The organism is Nocardiopsis exhalans (genome assembly GCF_024134545.1).
Lineage (GTDB): Bacteria > Actinomycetota > Actinomycetes > Streptosporangiales > Streptosporangiaceae > Nocardiopsis > Nocardiopsis exhalans.
Genome location: NZ_CP099837.1, coordinates 1,032,911 through 1,056,901 on the forward strand (window position 1 = coordinate 1,032,911; position 23,991 = coordinate 1,056,901).

General features: G+C 69.2%; 24 protein-coding genes. 20 read left to right on the forward strand and 4 right to left on the reverse strand.

Going from position 1 to position 23,991, the window contains the following annotated elements; genetic code table 11:
• The first annotated feature begins 189 nt into the window (after nucleotides 1–189).
• From NE857_RS04630 to ccsB, 5 genes are all read left to right on the forward strand, one after another.
• Nucleotides 190–393, forward strand: coding sequence for a helix-turn-helix domain-containing protein (locus NE857_RS04630; RefSeq protein ID WP_013155995.1), 204 nt, complete (start codon nucleotides 190–192; stop codon nucleotides 391–393).
• A gap of 239 nt (nucleotides 394–632) precedes the next feature.
• Nucleotides 633–1,373 carry a TlpA family protein disulfide reductase gene (locus NE857_RS04635; RefSeq protein ID WP_254419951.1) on the forward strand — a complete coding sequence of 247 codons (741 nt, stop codon included), beginning with the start codon at nucleotides 633–635 and terminating at the stop codon, nucleotides 1,371–1,373.
• Complete coding sequence (locus NE857_RS04640; protein ID WP_184368416.1) at nucleotides 1,373–2,212, forward strand: cytochrome c biogenesis CcdA family protein; 840 nt, start codon at nucleotides 1,373–1,375, stop codon at nucleotides 2,210–2,212. The genes NE857_RS04635 and NE857_RS04640 overlap by 1 nt, the downstream gene beginning before the upstream one ends.
• A 1-nt stretch (nucleotide 2,213) precedes the next feature.
• A complete protein-coding gene (gene resB / locus NE857_RS04645) occupies nucleotides 2,214–3,875 on the forward strand; it encodes a cytochrome c biogenesis protein ResB (RefSeq protein ID WP_376769957.1) in 1,662 nt (553 codons plus the stop codon).
• The gene (gene ccsB, locus NE857_RS04650; protein WP_254419952.1) at nucleotides 3,872–4,864 is read left to right on the forward strand and encodes a c-type cytochrome biogenesis protein CcsB; all 993 of its coding nucleotides are present in this window, start codon (nucleotides 3,872–3,874) and stop codon (nucleotides 4,862–4,864) included. Before resB ends, ccsB begins: the two co-directional genes overlap by 4 nt.
• Nucleotides 4,865–4,878: 14 nt before the next feature.
• Here ccsB and NE857_RS04655 read toward each other — a convergent pair whose 3' ends face one another.
• Nucleotides 4,879–5,907, reverse strand: a complete 1,029-nt coding sequence (locus NE857_RS04655) for a LacI family DNA-binding transcriptional regulator (RefSeq protein ID WP_184368421.1) — start codon at nucleotides 5,905–5,907, stop codon at nucleotides 4,879–4,881.
• A gap of 235 nt (nucleotides 5,908–6,142) precedes the next feature.
• Between NE857_RS04655 and NE857_RS04660 the strand changes: the two genes are divergently transcribed.
• Nucleotides 6,143–7,477: a pectate lyase family protein gene (locus tag NE857_RS04660; RefSeq protein WP_184368424.1), complete on the forward strand. Its 1,335-nt coding sequence runs from the start codon at nucleotides 6,143–6,145 to the stop codon at nucleotides 7,475–7,477.
• 139 nt (nucleotides 7,478–7,616) lie between these two features.
• Here the strand turns inward: NE857_RS04660 and NE857_RS04665 are convergent, their stop codons facing one another.
• Nucleotides 7,617–7,973 carry a PLD nuclease N-terminal domain-containing protein gene (locus tag NE857_RS04665; RefSeq protein WP_017578755.1) on the reverse strand — a complete coding sequence of 119 codons (357 nt, stop codon included), beginning with the start codon at nucleotides 7,971–7,973 and terminating at the stop codon, nucleotides 7,617–7,619.
• A gap of 114 nt (nucleotides 7,974–8,087) precedes the next feature.
• The gene (locus NE857_RS04670) at nucleotides 8,088–8,288 is read right to left on the reverse strand and encodes a BldC family transcriptional regulator (RefSeq protein ID WP_026116196.1); all 201 of its coding nucleotides are present in this window, start codon (nucleotides 8,286–8,288) and stop codon (nucleotides 8,088–8,090) included.
• A 413-nt stretch (nucleotides 8,289–8,701) separates the two neighbouring features.
• On the opposite strand from NE857_RS04670, the gene NE857_RS04675 reads away from it, so the two are divergent.
• Nucleotides 8,702–9,118, forward strand: a complete 417-nt coding sequence (locus NE857_RS04675) for a DUF4229 domain-containing protein (RefSeq protein WP_254419953.1) — start codon at nucleotides 8,702–8,704, stop codon at nucleotides 9,116–9,118.
• Nucleotides 9,119–9,195: 77 nt separating this feature from the next.
• On the opposite strand, the gene NE857_RS04680 is transcribed toward NE857_RS04675, so the two are convergent.
• Nucleotides 9,196–10,464, reverse strand: coding sequence for a hypothetical protein (locus NE857_RS04680; RefSeq protein WP_254419954.1), 1,269 nt, complete (start codon nucleotides 10,462–10,464; stop codon nucleotides 9,196–9,198).
• Between the two features lie 142 nt (nucleotides 10,465–10,606).
• On the opposite strand from NE857_RS04680, the gene NE857_RS04685 reads away from it, so the two are divergent.
• From NE857_RS04685 to nuoK, 13 genes are all read left to right on the forward strand, one after another.
• On the forward strand, nucleotides 10,607–11,317 hold the full coding sequence (locus NE857_RS04685) for a demethylmenaquinone methyltransferase (RefSeq protein ID WP_184368436.1): 711 nt from the start codon (nucleotides 10,607–10,609) through the stop codon (nucleotides 11,315–11,317).
• A 417-nt stretch (nucleotides 11,318–11,734) separates the two neighbouring features.
• Nucleotides 11,735–13,039, forward strand: coding sequence for a geranylgeranyl reductase family protein (locus NE857_RS04690; RefSeq protein WP_184368441.1), 1,305 nt, complete (start codon nucleotides 11,735–11,737; stop codon nucleotides 13,037–13,039).
• Between the two features lie 181 nt (nucleotides 13,040–13,220).
• Nucleotides 13,221–13,580 carry an NADH-quinone oxidoreductase subunit A gene (locus NE857_RS04695; RefSeq protein WP_017578749.1) on the forward strand — a complete coding sequence of 120 codons (360 nt, stop codon included), beginning with the start codon at nucleotides 13,221–13,223 and terminating at the stop codon, nucleotides 13,578–13,580.
• Between the two features lie 64 nt (nucleotides 13,581–13,644).
• Entirely contained in the window at nucleotides 13,645–14,190 is a 546-nt protein-coding gene (locus NE857_RS04700) for a NuoB/complex I 20 kDa subunit family protein (RefSeq protein WP_017578748.1), read from the forward strand.
• 2 nt (nucleotides 14,191–14,192) lie between these two features.
• The gene (locus NE857_RS04705; RefSeq protein WP_184368444.1) at nucleotides 14,193–14,933 is read left to right on the forward strand and encodes an NADH-quinone oxidoreductase subunit C; all 741 of its coding nucleotides are present in this window, start codon (nucleotides 14,193–14,195) and stop codon (nucleotides 14,931–14,933) included.
• A gap of 67 nt (nucleotides 14,934–15,000) precedes the next feature.
• Complete coding sequence (locus NE857_RS04710) at nucleotides 15,001–16,296, forward strand: NADH-quinone oxidoreductase subunit D (RefSeq protein WP_184368447.1); 1,296 nt, start codon at nucleotides 15,001–15,003, stop codon at nucleotides 16,294–16,296.
• Complete coding sequence (nuoE, locus tag NE857_RS04715) at nucleotides 16,293–17,042, forward strand: NADH-quinone oxidoreductase subunit NuoE (RefSeq protein ID WP_254419955.1); 750 nt, start codon at nucleotides 16,293–16,295, stop codon at nucleotides 17,040–17,042. Before NE857_RS04710 ends, nuoE begins: the two co-directional genes overlap by 4 nt.
• Nucleotides 17,039–18,361, forward strand: a complete 1,323-nt coding sequence (nuoF, locus tag NE857_RS04720; protein ID WP_254419956.1) for an NADH-quinone oxidoreductase subunit NuoF — start codon at nucleotides 17,039–17,041, stop codon at nucleotides 18,359–18,361. Before nuoE ends, nuoF begins: the two co-directional genes overlap by 4 nt.
• The gene (locus NE857_RS04725; RefSeq protein ID WP_254419957.1) at nucleotides 18,358–20,817 is read left to right on the forward strand and encodes an NADH-quinone oxidoreductase subunit G; all 2,460 of its coding nucleotides are present in this window, start codon (nucleotides 18,358–18,360) and stop codon (nucleotides 20,815–20,817) included. The genes nuoF and NE857_RS04725 overlap by 4 nt, the downstream gene beginning before the upstream one ends.
• Nucleotides 20,818–20,873: 56 nt before the next feature.
• Entirely contained in the window at nucleotides 20,874–22,187 is a 1,314-nt protein-coding gene (gene nuoH / locus NE857_RS04730) for an NADH-quinone oxidoreductase subunit NuoH (protein WP_254421867.1), read from the forward strand.
• Nucleotides 22,180–22,728 carry an NADH-quinone oxidoreductase subunit NuoI gene (gene nuoI / locus NE857_RS04735; protein ID WP_017578741.1) on the forward strand — a complete coding sequence of 183 codons (549 nt, stop codon included), beginning with the start codon at nucleotides 22,180–22,182 and terminating at the stop codon, nucleotides 22,726–22,728. Before nuoH ends, nuoI begins: the two co-directional genes overlap by 8 nt.
• Nucleotides 22,725–23,690, forward strand: coding sequence for an NADH-quinone oxidoreductase subunit J (locus NE857_RS04740; protein ID WP_184368462.1), 966 nt, complete (start codon nucleotides 22,725–22,727; stop codon nucleotides 23,688–23,690). The genes nuoI and NE857_RS04740 overlap by 4 nt, the downstream gene beginning before the upstream one ends.
• Nucleotides 23,678–23,977: an NADH-quinone oxidoreductase subunit NuoK gene (gene nuoK, locus NE857_RS04745; RefSeq protein ID WP_017543069.1), complete on the forward strand. Its 300-nt coding sequence runs from the start codon at nucleotides 23,678–23,680 to the stop codon at nucleotides 23,975–23,977. The genes NE857_RS04740 and nuoK overlap by 13 nt, the downstream gene beginning before the upstream one ends.
• The last annotated feature ends 14 nt before the right edge of the window (nucleotides 23,978–23,991 follow it).

Genomic DNA, 23,991 nt, shown 5'->3' on the forward strand with positions numbered 1-23,991 from the left:
GCACAAACGACCTTCCGCAGAAGGGAACTCGGCTCTACTCTGAAAACGGACGTGTCAGCAGTGACAGCATGACACGCTGGCGTGTCGGTGGGACGAGTGCAGGTTTTCCGGGGTCGCTCGACCACCGCCCGGCACGCCAGGGCTGAAGGGTAGACAAATGCTCACGTCCGGGAATGAGGGCGTCGGAAGATGAACGGGAGCAAGCCGCCTCTCGAAGAGGTCAGGTTCCTGACCGTGGCGGAGGTCGCCACGATCATGCGTGTGTCCAAGATGACCGTTTACCGAATGGTGCACTCGGGAGTTCTCCCCGCGATTCGTGTGGGGCGTTCCTACCGGGTCCCCGAACGTGCCGTGCACGACTACCTCCGCGAGGCTTTCGTCGAGGCTGGTTGACGGCCAGGCCGGACCAGGGTGCGAGGCGACACGCCATGTGCCCGGTCCGCTGACAACCCGGGGGGCGATGATTCCCCAGCATCGCCCCCACCGGGAAACCCTCACCTCGCCAAGCGTCACCCCGTGAACGGGACCTCATGCTCTTGTGCCGGGTCGACGGAGGGGGCTCCAGGGCATCTACTACACTTTGTCGTTGTTGTAGTCCGCCCTGTTCACACCCGGTTCGCGAGGTCCCCTTGATGCCCTGTACCAGCACAGGTACGCGACGCCGCCGTGCCGTGCCGCGCCTGTCGGCCGCACTGGCCGCCGTCCTCGCCCTGTCGGCCTGCGCCGGGGGCACCGAGATCCAGACCGGCGGCGAAGAGGACCGGTTCATCTCCGGCGACGGCAGCGCCACCGTCTTCGAGGCGGGGGAGCGCGACGCCGCCCCGGCGACCACCGGGACCACCTTCGACGGTGACGAGCTCTCCCTGAGTGACTACGAGGGCGAGATCCTCGTGCTCAACGTGTGGGCCAGCTGGTGCGGACCCTGCCGGGCCGAGCAGCCCGTCCTGGACGAGGTGCACGCCGAGTACGGCGACTTCGGTGTGGACTTCCTCGGCGTGAACATCAAGGACAACGAGACCGCCGCGATCGCCTACACGAACAGCAAGGGCGTGCTCTACCCGAGCCTGTACGACCAGCCCGGCGAGATCCCGCAGGCCTTCCGGGGCACGGTGCCGCCGCGCGCGATCCCCAGCACCCTGGTCATCGACCCGGACGGCAACATCGCCGCCCGGGTCATCGGCCCCACCACCTACGGGCAGCTCACCGGCCTCCTCGACCCGCTGGTAGTGGAGTTCGACTTCGGTGACCCCGAGGACCGCCCCCGAGTCTCCGAGAAGGAGGGCTACGGCGAGGACGCCGAGGATTCGGATGACGCCGACGCTGACGACTCGGGCGATTCCGGTGACGCCTACGCGGACGGGGACGACGACTGATGGATCCTATCGGCGCCACCGTCCTGACCGGTTCCCTCCTGCTCGCCGCGCCCCTGGCCCTGGCCGCCGGCCTGGTCTCCTTCCTCTCCCCGTGCGTGCTCCCCCTGGTGCCCGGCTACCTGTCCTACGTCTCCGGCATGAGCGGCTCCCACGTGCGTGAGTGTCAGGCCGAGGCGGCCAAGAGCCAAGGCGGAGAAGGCGGTGCGTCCACCGGCGCGGCCACCAGCACGGTCGCCGACATCGACGCCGAACTCGCCCAGCGCCGCTGGACGATGGTCACCGGCAGCATCCTGTTCATCGCCGGGTTCAGCCTCGTGTTCATCGCGGTGGGCGGGTTCATCGGCTGGCTCGGCGACGTCCTCATGGACTACACCGACCCCATCACCCGGGTGCTCGGTGCGCTCACGATCGTCCTCGGTCTGGCCTTCATGGGCCTCATGCCGGGGTTCGGCCGCGAGTTCCGCTTCCACCGGCTACCCCGTGCCGGACTGGCCGGGGCGCCCCTGCTCGGTGTGCTGTTCGGCCTGGGCTGGACCCCGTGCATCGGACCGACCCTGGCCGCGGTTCAGACGCTCGCCTTCATCGAGGGCGGCGCGGGCCGGGGTATGCTCCTGTCACTCATCTACTGCGTCGGGCTGGGCCTGCCGTTCATCGTCGCCTCGCTGCTGTACCGGCGGTCGCTGAACGCGTTCGGGTGGCTCAAGCGCCACACCCGGACCGTCACGGTGATCGGCGGCGTCATGCTCGTCCTGGTCGGCCTGACCATGGTCACCGGCCTGTGGACGCAGATGACCATCGCCATGCAGGGCTGGGCCGCCAACTTCACGACGGTGATCTGACTTGACCACGAGCACGTCCGGGAACCCGGACAACACGACCGAGGGCCAGTCCTCCGCTGCACAGCCCTCCGCCGCGCAGCACTCCGGGGCCGCCAAGGGCCCCAAGGGCCTGGGCCTCGCGGGCTGGGGGCGCTGGATCTGGCGCACCCTCACCTCGATGCGCACCGCCCTGATCCTGCTGTTCCTGCTGGCGGTCGGTGCCATTCCCGGCTCGATCCTGCCGCAGAACGTGGTCAGCGTCGACGAGGTGGCCACCTACTTCCGAGAGAACCCGGAACTGGCGCCCTGGCTGGACCGCTTCTACCTCTTCGACGTCTTCTCATCGCCCTGGTACGCCGCGATTTACCTGCTGCTCTTCGTCTCCCTGGCCGGGTGCGTGATCCCGCGTGCCCTGGTGCACGCCAAGGCGGTCCGGGCACGTCCCGTGACCACCCCGCGCAACCTGGGCCGGATGCCCTACGTGGCCCGGTTCAGCACCGACGCCGCACCCGAGACCGCTCTGGAGCAGGCCCGCAAGGTCCTCAAGGGGTACCGGGTCGAGAAGTACGGCGACTCGGTCTCCGCCGAGACCGGCTACCTGCGCGAGGTAGGGAACGTGCTGTTCCACTTCGCGCTCCTGGCCCTGCTGCTCGCCCTAGCCGCCGGATCCTTCTTCGGCTACCGCGGCAACATGCTCATCGTCGAGGGCGACGGCTTCGCCAACACCCTGCCGTCCTACGACGCCATCTACCCCGGGCACTGGACCGATACCGACGAGTTCGCGCCCTTCACGATGTATCTCGAGGAGTTCGAACCCACCTTCATCGAGGAGGGTTCACTGCGGGGGCAGGCGGAGTCGTTCGTGGCCGACATCCGCTACCGGGCAGGGGCGGATGCCCCCGAGCAGCAGCACACGCTGGAGGTCAACCACCCGCTGAGTGTGAACGGTGTCCAGGTCTATCTGCTGGGCCACGGCTACGCTCCGGAGTTCCAGGTCCGCAACGCCGAGGGCGACCTCGTCTTCGACCAGGCGGTCCCGTTCCTGCACCGCGAGACCATGACCTATATCTCCGACGGTGTGGTCAAGGTTCCGGACACCGGCGGCGAGGAGCTCGGTTTCGTCGGGGTCTTCCTGCCCACCGCCATGGAGGACCCTGAGGGCGAGTTGGTCTCGGCCTTTCCCGGAGTGCAGAACCCGATGGTGACCGTGGAGGCCTACAAGGGTGACCTGGGCATGGTCGAGCCGCAGTCGGTCTACCAGCTGCAGACCGCCGGCATGGAGCACATCGGGGAGTCCCCGGTGCTCGCGGTGGGTGAGACCTGGGAGCTGCCGGACGGTTCGGGGTCGATCACCTTCACCGGGGTCAAGGACTTCGTCTCCTTGCAGAGCAATCGGGACGCCGCCCGTCTACCAGCCCTGGGCGCGGCCACCGCGGCCGTCGCCGGTCTGCTCCTCACCCTGTTCGTGCGCCCCCGCCGGGTGTGGGTACGCGCCACCGAGGGCGAGGACGGACGCACCCGCGTGGAACTGGCCGGACTCGGCAAGACCGAGGCGGCCGGGGACAACACCGAGTTCCACGAGATCACCAAGCAGCTAGCCGGACGGCTCCGGAACGAGTCGGACGACAACCCCCACACACCATCCGACCCGTCAGAGTCGACGACAAAAGGGAGTGACCGGTGACGTACACACTCGCCGGACCGGTGGACGAGGCCATGGCGTCGGCCAGTGACACGCTGATCATCGCGATGATCGTGACGTATGCGGCCGCATTGTTCCTCTTCGCCATCGAGGCCGCCTACGGACGACGCACCAAGCTCAAGGCCGGCCGCCTCATGCCCGTGGGCGCGGGGGCCGCCGAGGGCGCGGACGACGACATCGAGGTCAACGTCCGCACCACCGAGGGCGAGGCCCAGGCCTCCCAGAGCGTGCTCGGCAAGATCGCCCTGGGCGTGACCGCGCTCGGCTTCCTGTTCGGCGTCGCGCAGATCATCACCCGAGGACTCGCCGCGGGCCGCTGGCCCTGGGGCAACATGTTCGAGTTCATCGTGGCGATGTGCCTGGTGGCCGTCGGCGGTCTGCTCTACGCCTCCTGGCGCTACCAGGCCCGTTTCCTCGGCGCCTTCGTCCTGGTTCCGACGCTGATCCTGCTGGGCATCGGCGTGCGCTGGCTGTACGTCGACCCGGGCCCGCTGATCCCGGCCCTGCAGTCTTACTGGGTGCCCATCCACGTGACCGCGTTGATCATCGCGGGCGGCGCGTTCATGGTCTCCGGCGTCGCGGGCATCACCTACCTCGTGGCGCACCGGGCCGAGGCGAAGAAGGCCCTGGGCGAGAAGGTCGCCGGTATCGCCGGGCGCCTGCCCAGCTCCGAGCTGCTCGACCGCATCTCGCACCGCTTCATCCTCTTCGCCTTCCCGCTGTGGACCTTCGGCGTCATCGCCGGTTCCATCTGGGCCGACGAGGCCTGGGGTCGCTACTGGGGCTGGGACCCCAAGGAGGTCTGGTCCTTCATCTCCTGGGTCATCTACGCGGCCTACCTGCACGCCCGCGCCACCGGCGGCTGGCGCGGCCCCAAGGCGACGTGGATCAACGTGATCGGCTTCCTGACCGTCATGTTCAACTTCTTCGCCGTGAACTACATGTTCAGCGGCCTGCACTCCTACGCCTAACCCCGCACTCCAACTCACCCGGCCGCGTCGTCCCCTGTCACAGGGGGCGGTGCGGCCGACGTATTTCCCGGGGGTGGCGCGGTCGAGTCGCGGACGACCAGGGCGGTCTCCAGGGAGACCGTGCCCGCGGAGCCGCCTGAGGTCACTGACTGGAGGAGGAGGTCGACCGCGCCGCGTCCGGCCTCGGCCACCGGCATGTGCACCGTGGTCAGGGCGGGGGCGGTGTACCGGGCCAGGTGGCTGTCGTCCACGCCGACCACGCTGAGGTCGCCCGGGACGCTCAGCCCGAGCTCGGCCGACCGGCGGATCAGGCCGAAGGCGACGAGGTCGTTGTGGGCCAGGACGGCGGTGGCGCCGCTGGCCGCGACCTCCTCGGCGGCGGCGCGGCCGCCCTCCTCGGTGGGCGGGTTGGGGCCGATCCGCTGGATCAGCACCCCGTGGTCGTCGGCGACGCGGTTGGCGGCGCGCTCGATCTCCCCGCTGGTCCAGGCCCGGCCGGGGCCGCTGAGCAGGGCGATCTCGCGGTGTCCGAGGGCGAGCAGGTGCTCCATGGCTTTGCGGGCGCCCGAACCGACGTCCATCAGCACCCCGGGTACGCCCGGCGGTCGGCGGTTGACCACGACCAGCGGGAGTTCCTCGGCGAGGGCGGTGATGGCGGTGTTGGTCAGCCGGGGTGCGACCAGGACGGCGCCGTCCACCTGCTTGGCCATCGAGCGGACCAACTCCTCCTCCACGCGAGACTGTTCGTCGGTGTCGGCGATGAACACGTGGTAGTCGCGGGCGCGGGCCTGGGCCTGGGCGGCCTTGAGCAGCGGGGGGAAGAAGGGATTGGCGATGTCGGCCACGATCAGACCGAGGTTGCCGGTCCGCCGGGTGGACAGGGCCCGGGCGGCCCGGTTGGGCCGGTAGCCGAGCTCCTCCGCCGCGGCCAGGACCCGGGCGCGGGTCTCGGGGTTGACCAGGTGGGCCGCGGTGAAGGCCCGCGAGACCGTGGAGACGTGGACCCCGCTCACCCGTGCCACGTCCCTGATGGTGACGGCCACCCGTGTACCCCGTTTCGCTGATGCGGTGCTGTTGCAGCAACCGTTTGCTGCACGGAATCCGTTCCGAGCTTGCCGCTTTTGTCATCCTGTCCTATCGAAGGCCCGCTTTTCCAGGGTTTTCCGAGCGGAACTTCGCCGAGGAGGGTTGACGCTCCCCGGTGGATCAGAGAGATTCTTGCAAACGTTTGTCGTTGGATCCCCGTGTTTCCCCCCGATCCCCCGAGGAGCAACCCCCATGCGTAGGTCCACCCCGCGCCCGACCCTGGCGCTGGCCCTGGCCGGGTCGGTCCTGTTGGCCGCCACCTCCTTCACACCAGCCGCCGCCGAACCCGATCCCGACCCCCGCGGTATCGGCCGCCAGACCCTGCCCGAGGGCGACGGCTGGGGCTCGGCCGGATACGGAACCACGGGCGGTTCCGAGGCCGCCCCGGAGGACGTCTACGTGGTCTCCACCTTCGAGGACTTCCGCGCGGCGGTCGGCGGCAAGGACGACGACACGCCCAGAATCGTCTACGTCCAGGGCACCATCGACGCCAACACCAGCGCCGACGGGACTCCACTGACCTGCGCGGACTACGCCGTGGACGGGTACACGCTGGAGGAGTACCTGGAGACCTACGACCCCGAGGAGTGGGGCTGGGAGGACGTGGAGGGCCCGTTGGAGGACGCCCGGCTCGCCTCGGCCGCCGTGCAGGAAGCGCAGATCAGGGTGGAGGTCGGATCCAACACCACGATCCTGGGCCTGGGCGACGACGCGGTCCTGACCGGTGTGAACCTGCGGGTCTACGACGTCGACAACGTCATCCTGCGCAACCTGACCTTCTCCGACACCCACGACTGCTTCCCCGGCTGGGACCCCGGCGACGGCGACAGCGGTAACTGGAACTCCGAGTACGACCAGGTGGAGGTCTCCGGCGCGACCAACGTGTGGGTGGACCACAACACCTTCAATGACGGGGACAACCCCGGGACGGAGCTGCCCGAGCACTTCGGCCGCAAGTACGAGGTGCACGACGGCCTGCTGGACATCGTGCGGGAGACCGACCTGGTCACGGTCTCCCGGAACCACTTCGACGGGCGCGACAAGGCCATGCTGCTCGGCAACAGCGACGGCCGGACCACCGACCGGGGCTACCTGCGGGTGACCTGGCGGCACAACCACTTCGACGGGCTGGGGGAGCGGGCGCCCCGGGTGCGCTACGGCCAGGTGCACGTGCACAACAACTACTACACGGTCCGCGACCCGGACCACTTCGGCTACAGCCTGGGCGTCGGCGTGGAGTCGCACCTGTACGCGGAGAACAACATCTTCGACCTGCACGACGGGATCGGCGCCGGTGAGCTGCTGTACAACTGGGGCGGCACGGACATCGTGGAGCGGGGCAACGTGCTGCTGAGCGAGGGCAAGGGCCGGTTGAACCCGGTGGACCTGGTCGCCGAGCACAACGCGCTGTTCCCGGACCGGACGCTGGGCACCGAGCTCACCTGGGTGCCACAGTTCACCGCCGAGGCGGAGCCGGTGCACGCGGTGCGCGGGCTGCCGCGGGAGGTGGGTACCGGGCGCCTGTAGGCGACCGTCGGTACGGGATTCCGGTGGAGCGGCCGGAAACAGCGGTGGGGCCCTACCCCTGTGTCCCCGGGTACGGCCCCACCGTCATGTCTGTCTGCTGCCGACCACCGCGAACCGCGGTGCGGCCCCGGCCCGCGGGTCAGTCCTCCGGGTCGATCCGCCGGTTGATGTTCCGGAGGAAGTCGGGATCGTCGTCCGGCCCCAGCGGGTGCGGGCTGTCGGAGGGCTTGGCGAAGTCTGACGGGTCAAGGTCGTCGATGGACGCGGCGGCCTCAGCCGGAGAGGACGCGTTGCCCAGGACGGAGGCGGGCTTGCGAGGGCGGCCGAGGAAGAGCCACAGGATCGATCCCACGGGCATGAACAGCGCGATGACGACCAGCCACAGCACTTTCGGGAGGTTACGGGCCTCCTGGGCAGGGGTGGTGAGCGCGTCGAAGAACGCGTACACCCATAGAACGACCGATACCAGTCCGATCAGGCCACTGAGCCACACCATGGTTCCAGCCTACTCTTGCTGTCGACTCCTCACAGCCGGGGACACCGGCCCAGGGGTGCGGGAGACCCCGCGGATCTTCGGGCCCGGGGCCGTAGAGGGCGTGCTGAACGTGTGTCAGGTAGTGCTCTCGCTCGGTTCCCCGAGCAGCAGGGCGCGTACCTCGGACTCCCGGAAACGGCGGTGTCCGCCGGGGGTCCGAATGCTGCTGATCCGCCCGGAGGCGGCCCAGCGCGTGACGGTCTTGGGATCAACCCGGAAGAGTGAGGCCACTTCCCCGGGGGTCAACAGGCGTTCGCTTGCTCGTTCCACCTTCACATTCCCCCTAATCGTGCCCGCCTGGACTGAGGGGGCGGCGGGCGTTTGATCCCCTAGTGTGCACGAGTTGGTCCGTTTCCTCCCTAGTTTTCGGAGAAATTGCGGTGTTCGGGGGATGAGTGGGAGATATGTGATCGGAACGTGATGTTCAGGCCCTGCTGTCGGGATTGGAAACATCCCATGACTATCTGAATCCGATGCCGATCGTGCCCTGCCTGGCCTGCGGAGGGACACACCCCGCCCTGGTGCGCACCCGCGCGGACAGGCCCTTAACCTGGAGGTAAGGCTGCCTGATGCGGGACGCCACCCCTTCGACCGCTGTCACACGACTCGGCCGCCCACGTGCGTGAACGTGCGTGGATGGGTGCGCTGCCCAATCTAGTGCAGGTAAACGTCTGTTGTGAGGCTTTTTGATGCGTAGCTGGCTGACCTATACCGCCGCCCGACTGGCGCTCTTCGCGGGCGCCTTCGGAGTGGTCTACCTGTTCGGCGCGCGGTCGTGGATCGCGTTGATTCTCGCGTGGGTGATCAGCGGTCTCGCCTCCTACGTTCTCCTTTCCAAGTGGCGCGACCAGATGTCGGCCTCGGTGGTCGACTGGTCGAACAAGCGCGAGAAGCAGGACAAGGCGGTGGGCAGCCGCCTGGTCGGCGGCGCCGCCCGGGAGGACGAGATCCAGGACGAGCTCCTGCGCGCGCAGGAGGCCGAGGCCGCCGCCGCAGCCGAGACGGAGAGGAACGGCGAGAAGCCCGCCCGGGAGGCCGAGAAGGCCGCGGAGTCCGCCGAGAAGGCCGGCGAAGAAGCCCCCGAGGCCGAGGGCACCAGGAAGTAGGAATGACGAACGGGGTGGCCCCGCCAGCGGCGGACACCACCCCGTCAGGGCCCCGTCAAGACTGTGCTGCGCGGGCCTCAGGAGGTTGGGAACATGCCCAGCCGCGCGTGGTAGGCGTCGGCCAGGCGGTCGGTGTCGCTGCCGACGTAGAGGCCGTCGGAGGTCGCGTGCAGGGCCTCCACCCCGTGGCCGCGCGAACGGCCAGGGTTCCAGGGCAGGGCCCGGCCGGTCCGCGGGTCCACCGCGGCGATGCCCTCACGGGCGACCGAACCCGGACCCGGGTGGTGGGCGCCCTGCTCGTTGTCCATCCAGCGCTGGTGGCCGCCGACGTAGACGGCGGACGAGGTGACCTCGACCGAGTACAGCGAGTCCCCACCGGTCAGGTTGGTCCAGGTGGGCGCGGAGTCCGCGGCGTCGTTGTTCTCGAAGCGAGCCGTGGACTTGCACAGGCCGGGTTTCATCCGCGGACCGCCCGCGGTCACCACGGCGAAGTAGGAGCCGTCCGGGGAGAAGTCCATCTGCCGCATGTACGTCTGCATCGCCGAGTAGTCACAGGGCGCCTCGTAGGCCGAGGTCGACCAGGGCGTGAGCGCTCCGGCCGCGGTGTCGATCATCGCGATCTGGTAGCGGTCCCGGCCGTCGACCTTGGTGAAGGTGCCGTTGATGACCAACCGGCTCCCGTCCGGGCTCAGCGCGAGCTCCTGCACCTTCAGGCTGCCCCGGCGCTGCTCGGAGACGGTCGGGGTGAAGTCCGGGTCCAGCTGCCCGGTGGTGGCGTCGATCCGGGCCAGGCCCGCACGGCTCTGGCCGTTCACCCCGGGGAAGTTCCCGCCGAGGTAGACGTCGCTGCCGTCGCTGGCGAGCCGGTACACGTTCCCGTTGTCCACGGACGCGTCGAAGCCGGGCACGTTCTGCCCGGTGGCGGCGTCGATCCGGGCCAGGCCCCGGCTGATCTTGCCGTTGATCTGGCGGAAGTGGCCGCCGAGGATCAGTGAACCGTCCGGCCCCTCCGCCAACGAGGTGACGGTGCCGTCCACCCGGGGGGTGAAGTTCGACAGCAGCTCCCCGCTGCCGTGCCGGAAGGCGAACAGGTTGCGCCGGTTGTGGGTGCGGTTCCCGTCGGCGTCGGACACGCGGTTGAACTCCCCGGCCACCACGACGGTGTCGCCGATACGGAGGATGTCCTTGATCGCCCCGTCCAGGACGTGGGGCGTCCACTGCACGGGCTGCTCGCTGACCACACCCTGGTGCGGGGCCGCGAAGGCCGGTGCTGTGGTCGCGACCCCCAGCGGAAGCAGGAGCAGAGAGCTCATCGTCAGGGCGACGAGCGATCGGGCCGGTTTCACGGGTCTCTCCTCGGGCACGCGGCGGGGTGGTTTCGGAAGCTCCATTATTGCATGCGGTTGTTGTTCAATTACTCCGAGTAATGAGATGTCCCCTGGTCGAGCCCGGTCCGCACCGATGTCCGGCCCCCCTTAGGCTGTTGCCATGACCCGCGCGAAGCTCGACAAGAAGCCCCAGGACGTCGCCGCGATGTTCGATGGCATCGCAGAGAACTACGACCTCGTCAACGACGTCATCTCGCTCGGCCAGGACCGCGTCTGGCGACGTGCCGTGGTCGACGCGGTCGACGCGCACAGCGGTGAACTGGTGCTGGACCTCGCCGCGGGCACCGGCACATCCTCGGAGTCCTTCATCAGGAAGGGCGCGCGGGTGATCGCCTGCGACTTCTCGCTGGGCATGCTCCAGAACGGCGCGCGGCGCCGGGGCGGCGCCTCGCGCGGCGGGGTGACCTTCGTGGCCGGGGACGCGCTCTCGCTGCCCTTCGCGGACGAGACCTTCGACGCCGTCACCATCTCCTTCGGTCTGCGCAACGTCGCCGACGTGGACCAGGCACTGCGGGAGCTGCTGCGGGTGACCAGGGTCGGCGGCCGACTGGTCATCTGCGAGTTCAGCCACATCCCGGTGGAGTTCGTGGACAAGCTCTACTCCACGTACCTGATGGCGGCGCTGCCGAAGATCGCCGGGGCCTTCTCCGGGCGCAGCGAGGCCTATGACTACCTGTCGGAGTCGATCATGGCCTGGCCGGACCAGGCCGAGCTGTCCAGGTACCTCCAGGGCGCCGGGTGGTCGCGGGTCGCGTGGCGCAACCTGACGCTGGGCACGGTGGCCCTCCACCGCGGCTTCCGCGAAAAGTAAAATCAGACATAGCGCCCATAAGGCAAAAACCTTCACTTTAAGCTAAAAAGCACTCAAGCCCCGAGGAACGATCTGTTCCTCGGGGCTTTTCTTGTTACTCGTGAGTCACTTGTTCCCCAGGGGTGCCGCCAGCTGGGCTTTTGGTGCCGAGTGACGGCTTTGGGGGGTGTCTGGAGGCTTATGGGTTCTATATCCGATTTGCCGAAGAAGGTACCCCGGGGGTCGCCTCGCGGCTCGGGAGGGTCTAGACTGCGGAAAAGAGGCTTGTGAAGTGCTTCACAAGCGCGCGAGGCATATACCACAAGACCCATGTCGGATATGTCGGAAGTCCCTAACCGCCCCATAACACCCCCGTGAGCGGGTCGATCCCGCACTGACCCGCCACGGCGTACCGCGCGAGTAGTCGAGGACACATCCGTGAGCGAGACAGCCACCTCCTCTCCCAGAGGCCGGGAACGGATCGAGTACGACGCCGACGTCATCGTCGTCGGCGCTGGCCCTTCTGGCTCCACCACCGCCTACTACCTTGCCCAGGCCGGACTCGACGTCCTGCTCCTGGAGAAGACCTCCTTCCCCAGGGAGAAGGTCTGCGGCGACGGACTCACCCCGAGGGCGGTGAAACAGCTCACCGCCATGGGGGTCACCTTCGAGGACGAGGGGTGGATCAAGAACCACGGCCTGCGCATCGTCGGCGCGGGCGTGCGCCTCGAACTTCCCTGGCCCGACCTCGCGGCCTACCCCGGGTTCGGGCTCGTCCGCACCCGCTTCGACTTCGACCAGATCCTGGTCAACCGGGCCGTGTCCGCCGGGGCCAAGCTCCTGGAGCGGACCAACGTCACCGGCCCCCTCATGGACGAGCGCAGCAACCGCATCGTCGGCGTCCAGGCCAAGAACGCCGACCGCGAACCCGTGACCTACCGGGCGCCGCTGGTCGTGGCCGCCGACGGCAACTCCTCCCGGCTCTCCGTGGCCATGGGCATCCGCAAGCGCGACGACCGCCCCATGGGCGTGGCCGTGCGCACCTACTTCGAGAGCCCCCGCCACGAGGACGACTACCTGGAGTCCTGGCTGGAGCTGTGGGACAAGAGCGGCGACAAGGACGTCCTCCTGCCCGGCTACGGCTGGGTCTTCGGCGTCGGCGACGGCACCAGCAACGTCGGCCTGGGGATCCTCAACTCCACCGCCTCCTTCCAGGACACGGACTACCGCAAGCTGCTGCGCCGGTGGACCGAGTCGATGCCCGAGGAGTGGGGCTTCACCGAGGCGAACCAGAAGGGCAAGATCCTCGGCGCGGCGCTGCCGATGGGCTTCAACCGGGTCCCGCACTACGCGCGCGGCCTGCTGCTGGTCGGCGACGCGGGCGGCATGGTCAACCCCTTCAACGGCGAGGGCATCGCCTACGCCATGGAGGCCGGGCAGATCGCCGCCGACGTGATCGTGCAGGCGCACGGCCGCACCACCCAGCAGACCCGTGAACGGGCGCTGCTGCGCTACCCGGACGTCCTCGCGGACACCTACGGCGGCTACTACACGCTCGGCCGCTACTTCGTGAAGGTCATCGGCCAGCCCGAGTTCATGAAGTACGCGACCAAGTACGGACTGCGCCAGCGCACGCTCATGAAGTTCGTGCTGAAGATGCTCGCCAACCTCACCGAGCCGAGCAAGGGCGACGCCATGGACCGGGTCATCAACGGCCTCTCCAAGATGGCACCCGCCGCATAGCGGAGAACTCATGCGGCCGGACCGTCGGCGTCCCCCGGTATTCGTGCCGGGGCATTTCGCCGACGGCGGTCCGGCCGCACCACAAGGAATTTCGGGAAGAGCCGAGAGAAGCCACGTGAAAACGTTCACAAGACTGCCGGTCGCGCACCCCGACCAGCCATTCAGCGGAGGAGGGTGAGCCGTGGAGCTGTACACACCGATATTCGTGCTCGGTGGGATCGGCGCCGCGTTCGTCGTGTTGTCGATGGTCGCCGGTGCGGTCATGGGCCCCAAGCGGTACAACCGGGCCAAGATGCAGGCCTACGAGTGCGGTATCGAACCCACCCCGCAGCCCGCGGGCGGCGGACGCTTCACCGTCAAGTACTACATGACGGCGATGATGTTCATCATCTTCGACATCGAGATCATCTTCCTCATCCCGTGGGCGGTGCACTTCGACGCCCTGGGCTGGTTCGGCGTCATCGCGATCATCCTCTTCCTGGTGAACGTCTCCATCGCCTACGCCTACGAGTGGCGCCGCGGAGGCCTCGAATGGGACTGACCGCCACCCCCCGAACACAGACACGCCATACCCAGCCGCCCAGCCCGGAGGAGGTTCGCAGCTGATGGGAATCGAAGAGAAACTGCCGGCCGGAGTCGCGCTCACCACGGTCGAACAGGTCGTCGGGCTCGCCCGCAAGAGTTCGATGTGGCCCGCCACGTTCGGCCTGGCCTGCTGCGCCATCGAGATGATGTCCGTCGGCGGCCCCCACTACGACCTCGCCCGGTTCGGTATGGAGAAGTTCGGCGCCACCCCGCGCCAGGCCGACCTGATGGTGGTCGCCGGACGCGTGAGCCAGAAGATGGCCCCCGTCCTGCGCCAGATCTACGACCAGATGCCCGAGCCCAAGTGGGTCATCGCGATGGGCGTGTGCGCCTCCAGCGGCGGCATGTTCAACAACTACGCGATCGTCCAGGGCGTCGACCACATCGTGCCGGTCGACATCTACCTGCCCGGCTGTCCGCCGCGGCCGGAGATGTTCCTGGACGCCGTGCTCAAGCTCCACGACAAGGTGCAGAACACCAAGCTCGGCGCCCACCGGGAGCAGGAGATCACCGAGACCGAGGAGCGCATGCTCCGCCGTTCGCTGCCCCTGGTGACCAAGGACTGATCATGAGCAACGAGAACGAGCGCGACGAGGCGGCGGAGAACCTTCCCGACCAGCTCGGCCGCGAGCGCTTGGCTGCACCGGTCAAGCGCACCGGCATGTTCGGCGCCGGCACATCGGGAGACACCTCCGGTTTCGGTGGCCTCCAGGTACGGGGGAGCGCTCCCGTCCACAGCCGGCGCCCCTTCACCGATCCCGACGACCCGCGCACCGCGGACTTCGACCGGGTCGCCGACGACCTGGAGGCGGCCCTCACGGCGATCGGCAAGGAGGGCGAGGTCGAGCGGGTGGAGATCGCCCACGGCGAGATCACCTTCCACGTGCGTCGCGAGGCACTGCTGGAGCTGGCCCGCGTCCTGCGCGACGACCCGGCCCTGCGCTACGAGCTGTGCACGGGCGTGGTCGGGGTGCACTACCTCGACGACGTCGGGCGCGAGCTGCACGCGGTCTACCACTTCCGGTCGATCACCCACAACAGCGAGATCCGCGTCTGCACGACCTGCCCCGACGCCGACCCGCACGTCCCGTCGATCGTGTCGGTCTACCCGACCAACGACTGGCACGAACGCGAGGCCTGGGACTTCTTCGGGCTGATCTTCGACGGCCACCCCTCGCTGACCCGTATCCAGATGCCCGACGACTGGCACGGCCACCCCCAGCGCAAGGACTACCCGCTGGGCGGCATCCCGGTCGAGTACCGGGGCGCCACGGTGCCCCCGCCGGACGAGCGGCGGTCCTACAAGTGACCCGCCCAGTGATCCGCACGGCCACCACACCGGCCACACGAAGGCCACTCCAGAAGGGAGGCACGGCATGACCGTCACCGAGGACTACATCGACGCCTCCGGTGGGGACTGGGACGACGTTATCGAGAAGGCCCAGGGCACCAGCGCCGAGCGCCTCGTCGTCAACATGGGACCGCAGCACCCGTCCACGCACGGCGTGCTCCGCCTGGTCCTCACGCTGGACGGCGAGACCTGTACCGAGGCCCGCGTGGTCATCGGCTACCTGCACACCGGTATCGAGAAGAACATGGAGTACCGGACGTGGACGCAGGGCACCACGTTCGTGACCCGCATGGACTACCTCACGCCGCTCTTCAACGAGACGGCGTACTGCCTGGCGGTCGAGAAGCTGCTCGGCATCACCGACCGGGTGCCCGAGCGCGCCAGCGTCATCCGGGTACTGCTCATGGAGCTCAACCGGATGGCCTCGCACTTCGTCGCCATGGCGACGTTCGGCATGGAGCTGGGCGCGACCACGGTGATGACCAACGGCTTCCGTGAGCGCGAGATGATCCTGGACATCTTCGAGCTCGTCACGGGCCTGCGGATGAACCACGCCTACGTCCGGCCCGGCGGGGTGGCGCAGGACCTGCCGCCCGGCGCGGTGGGCAAGGTCCGGGAGCTGCTCAAGGAGATGCCCAAGCGCATCCAGACCATGCGCAAGCTCCTGGACGAGAACCCGCTCTACCTCGCCCGGACCAAGGACGTCGCCTACCTCAACCTGCCCGGCTGCATGGCGCTGGGCATCACCGGCCCGCTGGTGCGCGCCTCGGGCCTGGCCTGGGACCTGCGCAAGGCCAAGCCGTACTGCGGCTACGAGAACTACGAGTTCGACGTGCCGGTCTCCGACGGCGGTGACGTGTACGCCCGCTACCGGGTGCGCATCGCCGAGATGGACGAGAGCCTCAAGATCATCGAGCAGTGCCTGGACAAGCTGGAGCCCGGCCCGGTGATGATCAAGGACGCCAAGATCGGCTGGCCCGCCAAGCTGGCGCTGGGCCCGGACGGCCTGGGCAACTCCCCGGACCACATCGCGCACATCATGAGCGGCTCGATGGAGGCGCTCATCCACCACTTCAAGCTGGTCACCGAGGGCTTCCGGGTCCCCGCGGGCCAGGCCTACGCGGCGGTGGAGAGCGCCAAGGGCGAGCTCGGCTGCTACGCCGTCAGCGACGGGGGCACCCGCCCCTACCGCGTGCACTTCCGCGACCCCTCGTTCACGCACCTGCAGGCCGTCGCCGCCATGTGCGAGGGCGGCACGGTGGCGGACGTCATCGCGGCCGTGGCCAGTATCGACCCGGTGATGGGAGGCGTGGACCGGTGAGCGAACACAACGAGAACAACCGAGAAGAAGGCACGGCGGAGACCCCCGGGGTCTTCACCGACGAGGTCGTCGCGCGTCTGGCACAGGACGCCAAGGAGATCATCAGCCGCTACCCGAAGCCGCGCTCGTCGCTGCTCCCGCTGCTGCACCTGGTGCAGTCCGAGGAGGGTCACGTCAGCGCGGAGGGCATGCAGTTCTGCGCCGACCAGCTGGACATCACCCTCGCCGAGGTCAAGGCGGTGGCCACGTTCTACACCATGTACCGCCGCGAACCGGGCGGCGACTACCAGGTGGGCGTGTGCACCAACACCCTGTGCGCGGTGATGGGCGGGGACGAGATCTTCTCCGCCCTCAAGGAGCACCTGGACGTTGCCAACGCGGAGACCACCGGGGACGGCAAGGTCACGCTGGAGCACGTCGAGTGCAACGCGGCCTGCGACTTCGCACCGGTCGTGATGGTCAACTGGGAGTTCTTCGACAACCAGACCCCGGCCACCGCCAAACAGCTGGTGGACGACCTGCGGCTGGGCAAGGACGTCGCGCCCACGCGCGGCCCCGCCAGCCTGTGCACCTGGAAGCAGGCCTCGCGTGTGCTGGCCGGGTTCGACGACGGCCGCGCGGGCGAGGGCGTCCAGGCGGCCGGGCCGTCGCTGGCCGGGCTCAAGCTGGCCCAGCAGCGTGGTTGGCAAGCACCGGACCCGAACAACCTTCCGGCTCCTACTCAGGGTGAGGAGGGCGCGAAGTGACCACCCTGACCCCGATCCTGTCCCAGAACTGGGACCGCCCCGACTCCTTCACCATCGACGGCTACCGGGCCACCGGCGGCTACGAGGCGCTGCGCAAGTCCCTGGCCATGGACCCCGACTCCATCGTGGACCTGGTCAAGCAGTCCGGCCTGCGCGGCCGCGGCGGCGCGGGCTTCCCCACCGGGATGAAGTGGGGGTTCCTGCCCAAGGACAACCCCAACCCGCGCTACCTCGTCGTCAACGCCGACGAGTCCGAGCCGGGCACCTGCAAGGACATCCCGCTCATGCTCGCCAACCCGCACGTGTTGGTGGAGGGGGTGGCGATCGCCTCCTACGCGATCAAGTCCAACCAGGCCTTCATCTACGTGCGCGGCGAGGTCGTCCACGTCATCCGCCGCCTGCGCCAGGCGGTCGCCGACGCCTACGCGGCCGGGCTGCTCGGCAAGGACATCCTCGGCAGCGGCTTCGACCTCGACGTGGTCGTGCACGCCGGGGCGGGAGCCTACATCTGCGGTGAGGAGACCGCCCTCCTGGACTCCCTGGAGGGCTACCGCGGCCAGCCCCGCCTCAAGCCGCCGTTCCCCGCCGTGGCCGGGCTCTACGCCTCGCCCACCGTGGTGAACAACGTCGAGTCCATCGCCAGCGTCCCCGGGATCGTAGCCAACGGCGCCGAGTGGTTCACGTCCATGGGCACCGAGAAGTCCGCCGGTTTCGGCTTCTTCTCGCTGTCCGGGCACGTCACCAACCCCGGCCAGTACGAGGCGCCGCTCGGGATCACCCTGCGCGAGCTCCTGGACATGGCGGGCGGGATCCGCGAGGGGCACCGGCTCAAGTTCTGGACGCCGGGCGGCTCGTCCACGCCGATCTTCACCGACGAGCACCTGGACACCCCGCTCGACTTCGAGTCGGTGGGCGCCGCCGGGTCCATGCTCGGCACCCGCGCGCTCCAGATCTTCGACGAGACCACCTGCGTGGTCCGCGCAGTCGGCCGCTGGATCGCCTTCTACGCGCACGAGTCCTGCGGCAAGTGCACGCCCTGCCGCGAGGGCAACTTCTGGATGGTCCAGGTCCTGGACCGGCTGGAGCGCGGCGAGGGCACCGAGGCCGACATCGACAAGCTCCTCCAGATCTGCGACAACCTGCTCGGCCGCTCGTTCTGCGCGCTGGGCGACGGTGCCACCAGCCCCGTCATGTCGTCGATCAAGTATTTCCGCCAGGAGTACGTCGACCACTTCGAGAAGGGCGGCTGCCCCTTCGACCACTCCAGGTCCACCGTCTGGGCGGACCGGCCGACCACGGAAGAGGGAGGGAACCAGTGACCGTCACCTCCAACACCTCGGGCGGGTCCTCGCCCGCCCCGCCCCCCGAGGACCTGATCACCGTCACCATCGACGGCTTCCAGATCCGGGTCCCCAAGGGCACCCTGCTGATCCGGGCCGCCGAGCTGCTCGGCATCCAGATCCCCCGGTTCTGCGACCACCCGCTGCTCGACCCGGTCGGGGCCTGCCGCCAGTGCCTGGTGGAGATCCCCGACATGGGCAACGGGCGCGGGATGCCCAAGCCGCAGGCCTCCTGCACCATCACCGTCATGGAGGGGATGGTGGTCAACACCCACCTCACCTCCGAGGTGGCGGAGAGGGCCCAGCGCGGGATCATGGAGTTCCTCCTGATCAACCACCCGCTGGACTGCCCGGTCTGCGACAAGGGCGGCGAGTGCCCCCTGCAGAACCAGGCCATGTCCACCGGGCAGGGGGAGTCCGAGTTCATCGACGTCAAGCGGACCTTCCCCAAGCCGATCGCGCTCTCCACCGGGGTGCTGCTGGACCGCGAACGCTGCATCCAGTGCGCCCGCTGCACCCGCTTCGCGGCGCAGATCGCCGGTGACCCGCTGATCGAGCTGATGGAGCGCGGCGCCCAGGAGCAGGTCGGTATCGCGGAGGGGGAGGCGTTCAACTCCTACTTCTCCGGCAACACCGTGCAGATCTGCCCGGTCGGCGCGCTCACCGGATCGGCCTACCGCTTCCGTTCGCGCCCCTTCGACCTGGTCTCCACGCCCAGCGTGTGCGAGCACTGCGCGGGCGGCTGCGCCCAGCGCACCGACCACCGCCGGGGCAAGGTCACCCGCCGCCTGGCCGGCGACGACCCGCAGGTGAACGAGGAGTGGAACTGCGACAAGGGCCGGTGGGCGTTCACCTACGCCACCCAGTCCGACCGCCTCTCCCGCCCGCTGGTGCGCGACGAGGACTCCCGGGCCCTGGAGTTCGCCTCCTGGCCCGAGGCGATCAGCACGGCCGCCCAGGGGCTGGCCGCCGCCCGCGGCAACGTGGGCGTGCTGGTCGGCGGGCGCCTCACCTACGAGGACGCCTACGCCTACGCCAAGTTCGCTCGCGTGGCCCTGGCCACCAACGACGTGGACGCCCGCGCCCGCGAGCACTCGAAGGAGGAGGCCGACTTCCTGGCCGCCCGTGTGGCCGGGACCCCGGTGGACGTGGACTACACGGCACTGGAGAAGGCCCCCGCCGTCCTATTGGCCGGGTTCGAACCCGAAGACGAGTCCCCCCTGGTGTTCCTGCGTCTGCGCAAGGGGGCGCGCAAACGGCGGCTGAAGGTCTACTCCGTCGCCTCGCACGCCAGCCTGGGCCTGACCAAGGCCAAGGGCACCCTGGTCCGCACGGTTCCCGGCGACGAGGGCCGCGTCCTCAACGCCCTGGACTCCGAGCACCCCGAGGTGGTCGAGGCCATCGGCCAGGAGGGCGCCGTCATCCTGGTCGGCGAGCGGCTCGCCGCCGTCCCCGGGGCGCTCACCGCCGCCGTGGCCCTGGCCGAACGCACCGGGGCCCGGCTGGCCTGGGTGCCGCGCCGCGCCGGTGAGCGGGGAGCGATCGACGCCGGGGCGCTGCCGGGCCTGCTGCCCGGAGGCCGTCCGGTCGCCGACGCCTCGGCCCGCGCCGAGGTGGCCCGCGCCTGGAACGTCGGCTCACTGCCGGAGGCCCCCGGCCGCGACACCGACGCGATCATCGCCGCGGCCGCCGCCGGTGAACTCGACGCCCTGGTCATCGCCGGGGTCGAGCTGGACGACCTGCCCGACCCCGAGGCCGCCCGCGCGGCCCTGGCGAAGGTGCCGTTCATCGTCAGCCTCGAACTGCGCGCCAGTGACGTCACCGACCGCGCCGACGTGGTGTTCCCGGTGGCCGCCGTGGCCGAGAAGTCCGGCACGTTCGTCAACTGGGAGGGCCGCCACCGGCCCTTCGGCGACGCGCTCAAGGTGCCCGGGGCCCTCTCGGACCTGCGGGTGCTGGCCGCGATCGCCGACGAGATGGACGTCCACCTGGGCCTGCCCGACTCCGCCAGCGCCTACGGGGAGCTGCTGGAGCTGGGCATGTGGCTGGGGGAGCGGCCCGCCGGACCCTCGGTCCGGCCAGTCCCGCTGCCCGAACCCGCCCCGGGGCAGGCGCTCCTGTCCACCTGGCGGCAGCTGCTCGGCACCGGCCGGATGGAGGACGGCGAGCCCTACCTCGCCGGTACCGCCCGCCAGCCGCGCGCCTACCTGTCCAAGGCCACGGCCGACGAGGTCGGGGTCCCCGACGGCGGTTCGCTCCGCGTCACGGGGGAGCGGGGCTCGGTGACCGTCCCCGTGGTCGTCACCGACATCGCCGACCGGGTCGTCTGGCTCCCGGCCAACGCCCACGGCTGCGACATCCGCCGTGACCTGGGCGGCACCGCCGGGCAGACGGTCGCCCTGGCCGCGCCCACCACCAACGGGAGGCAGCAGTGACCCCCGACGCTCTCGATCCGCGTGTGGCCCACCTGGCCTCGGAGAGCACCCTGGGCATGTTCGGGAACGACCCGTGGTGGATCACCACCATCAAGGCCCTGGGGATCTTCGCCTTCCTCATGGTCTGCGTGCTCATGATGATCATGGCCGACCGCAAGGTCATGGGCCGGATGCAGCAGCGCCACGGACCCAACCGGATGGGGCCCTTCGGCCTCCTCCAGTCCCTGTTCGACGGCATCAAGCTCTCCCTCAAGGAGGACCTGATCCCGCGCGGGGTGGACCGGTTCGTCTACATCGCCGCCCCGATCATCGCGGCCGTCCCCGCGTTCATCGCCTTCTCGGTCATCCCGATCGGGCCCGAGGTGAACATGTTCGGGGTCATCACCCCGCTGCAGCTCACCGACCTGCCGATCGCCGCCCTGCTGGTCCTGGCCACCGCCGCGCTCGGCGTCTACGGCTTCGTGCTCGGCGGCTGGGCCTCCCAGTCCCCGTACGCCCTGCTCGGCGGCCTGCGCGCCTCCGCCCAGGTGATCAGCTACGAGATCGCGATGGGTTTGTCGTTCGTCGCGGTCTTCATCATGGCGGGCACGCTCACCACCTCAGGCATCGTCGCCGCCCAGGAGAACCTGTGGTTCGCGGTGCTGCTCCTGCCCTCCTTCCTCATCTACCTCGTCACGATGGTCGGTGAGACCAACCGGCTCCCGTTCGACCTCGCCGAGGGTGAGGGCGAGATCGTCGGCGGCTTCATGACCGAGTACGGGTCCATGAAGTTCACGATGTTCTTCCTCGCGGAGTACGTGAACATGTGCACCGTCGCCGCGGTGTCCGTGACGCTCTTCCTCGGCGGCTGGTACGCCCCGCCCGGGATGACCGCGATCTTCCCCGGCGCCAACGAGGGCTGGTGGCCCGCCCTGTGGTGGCTGCTCAAGTTCGTGGCCGTCATGTTCCTGTTCATCTGGGCCCGCGGCAGCCTCCCGCGCGTCCGGTACGACCAGCTCATGAAGCTCGGCTGGAAGGTCCTCATCCCGATCCAGCTCGTGTGGATCACCGGTGTGGCCGTCGTCCGCATGCTCGTCATCGACGAGGCACACCCGGCGATCATCGCCGCCGTGGTCGCGGGCTTCTCCGTCGCCACGATCGCGGCCATCGCAGCCTGGGTCCGCTTCGTGCGCCGAGAGCGCGCGGAGGAGGCCCGACAGCGCGCCGAGAACGCGCGCCGCGCCCACCGGGAACCCTCCTTCGGCGGGTTCCCGGTGCCGCCGAGCACCGCCGCCCACTACGGCAGCAGCGTGCTCGCCGAACCGTCGCGGACGGCCTCGGCCGCCACCGCCGAACGCAACCAGAAGAAGGGGGAGGTTACCGGTGCTTGAGTGGCTCAACCCCGTCAAGGGTTTCGGTGTCACCTTCCACACGATGTTCAAGAAGGTGCCCACCGTCGAGTACCCGGAGGTCAAGCGCCCCACGGCGCCGCGCTTCCACGGACGGCACCAGCTGAACCGGTGGGCCGACGGCCTGGAGAAGTGCATCGGGTGCGAACTGTGCGCCTGGGCCTGCCCGGCCGACGCCATCTACGTGGAGGCGGGAGACAACACCGAGGACGACCGGTACTCGCCCGGCGAACGCTACGGGCGCGTCTACCAGATCAACTACCTGCGGTGCATCCTGTGCGGTCTGTGCGTCGAGGCCTGCCCGACCCGGGCCCTGACCATGACCAACGAGTACGAGCTGGCCGACGACAGCAGGCAGAGCCTGATCTGGACCAAGGAGCAGCTGCTCGCCCCGCTGCGCGAGGGCATGGAGCAGCCGCCGCACCCGATGCGGCTCGGCGACAGCGACCTGGACTACTACGCCACCGGGCGCGGTGAGCACGGGACGCAGGACCGTCCGGAGAACACGGAGGCGGCCCGTTGAACCCGCTCGCCTTCCCCGTTCCAGCGACACAGTCCCCCGCGCTGAGCCTGGCCGCCGCGGCCCCGATCGGCTCGGGTGAGGCCACCGTCTTCTGGATCCTGGGCACGATCGTCGTGCTCGGAGCCCTGGGCGTGGTCTTCTCCCGCAAGGCCGTGCACTCGGCGATGTCGATGGCCCTGTCCATGGTGGGCCTGGCCATCTTCTACGGCATCAACGAAGCGCCGTTCCTGATGGTCGTGCAGATCGTCGTCTACACCGGCGCCGTGCTCATGCTGTTCCTGTTCGTGCTGATGCTCGTGGGCGTCAGCTCCGCGGACTCCCTGGTGGAGACCCTGCGCGGACAGCGGCTCATGACCGCGATCGTCGCGATCTGCTTCGTCGGCGCCCTGACCACCGGGATCACCCGCATCGTCGTGGGCGACCCGGCCGGGATCGCCGCCGCGGCAGCCCCGGTCGGCGGCACCATCCCGTGGATCGCCAGCGAGCTGATCCTGCGCTACGTGGTGGCCTTCGAGGCCACCGCCGCGCTGCTGATCACCTCGGTGCTCGGCGCCATGGTGCTCGCGCACACCGCCCGCACCGGCAAGCGCCGCACCCAGCGGGAGATGTCCGAGGACCGCATCCGCGGCGACCACGCGACCCCGCTGCCCGGACCCGGCACCTACGCCCGGCACAACGCGATCGACATGCCCGCGCTGCTGCCGGACGGCACGGTCTCCCAGCTCTCCGTCAACCCGGTCCTGGCCGCCCGCGACCCCGAACTCCAGTCGGGCGTCCCGAGCGAGGCCCGGAGCGGACGCGCCGCCCTTCCCGGCGGTGCCTCGGACTCGGCCGGCTCCAAGGAGAGCGAGCCGGTCGCCGACGAGGAAGCCCGGCCCGCTGAACGGGAAGGGACCGCCTCCGAACCGGACGGCGAAGAGAACGGCAACGGGCAGGAGGTCGAGTCCACGTGGACCCGATGAACTACATCGTCCTCGCCGCGCTCCTGTTCACCATCGGCGCGGTCGGCGTCCTCGTCCGACGCAACGCGATCATCGTCTTCATGTGCGTGGAGCTCATGCTCAACGCCTGCAACCTGGCGTTCGTCGCGTTCGCCCGGATGCACGGAGACATCGAAGGGCAGGTCGTCGCCTTCTTCGTGATGGTCGTGGCCGCCGCCGAGGTGGTCGTGGGCCTCGCGATCATCATGCAGATCTTCCGAACCCGCAGGTCGGCGTCGCTCGATGACGCGAACCTGCTCAAGCACTAGAAGGCGACGGGAAA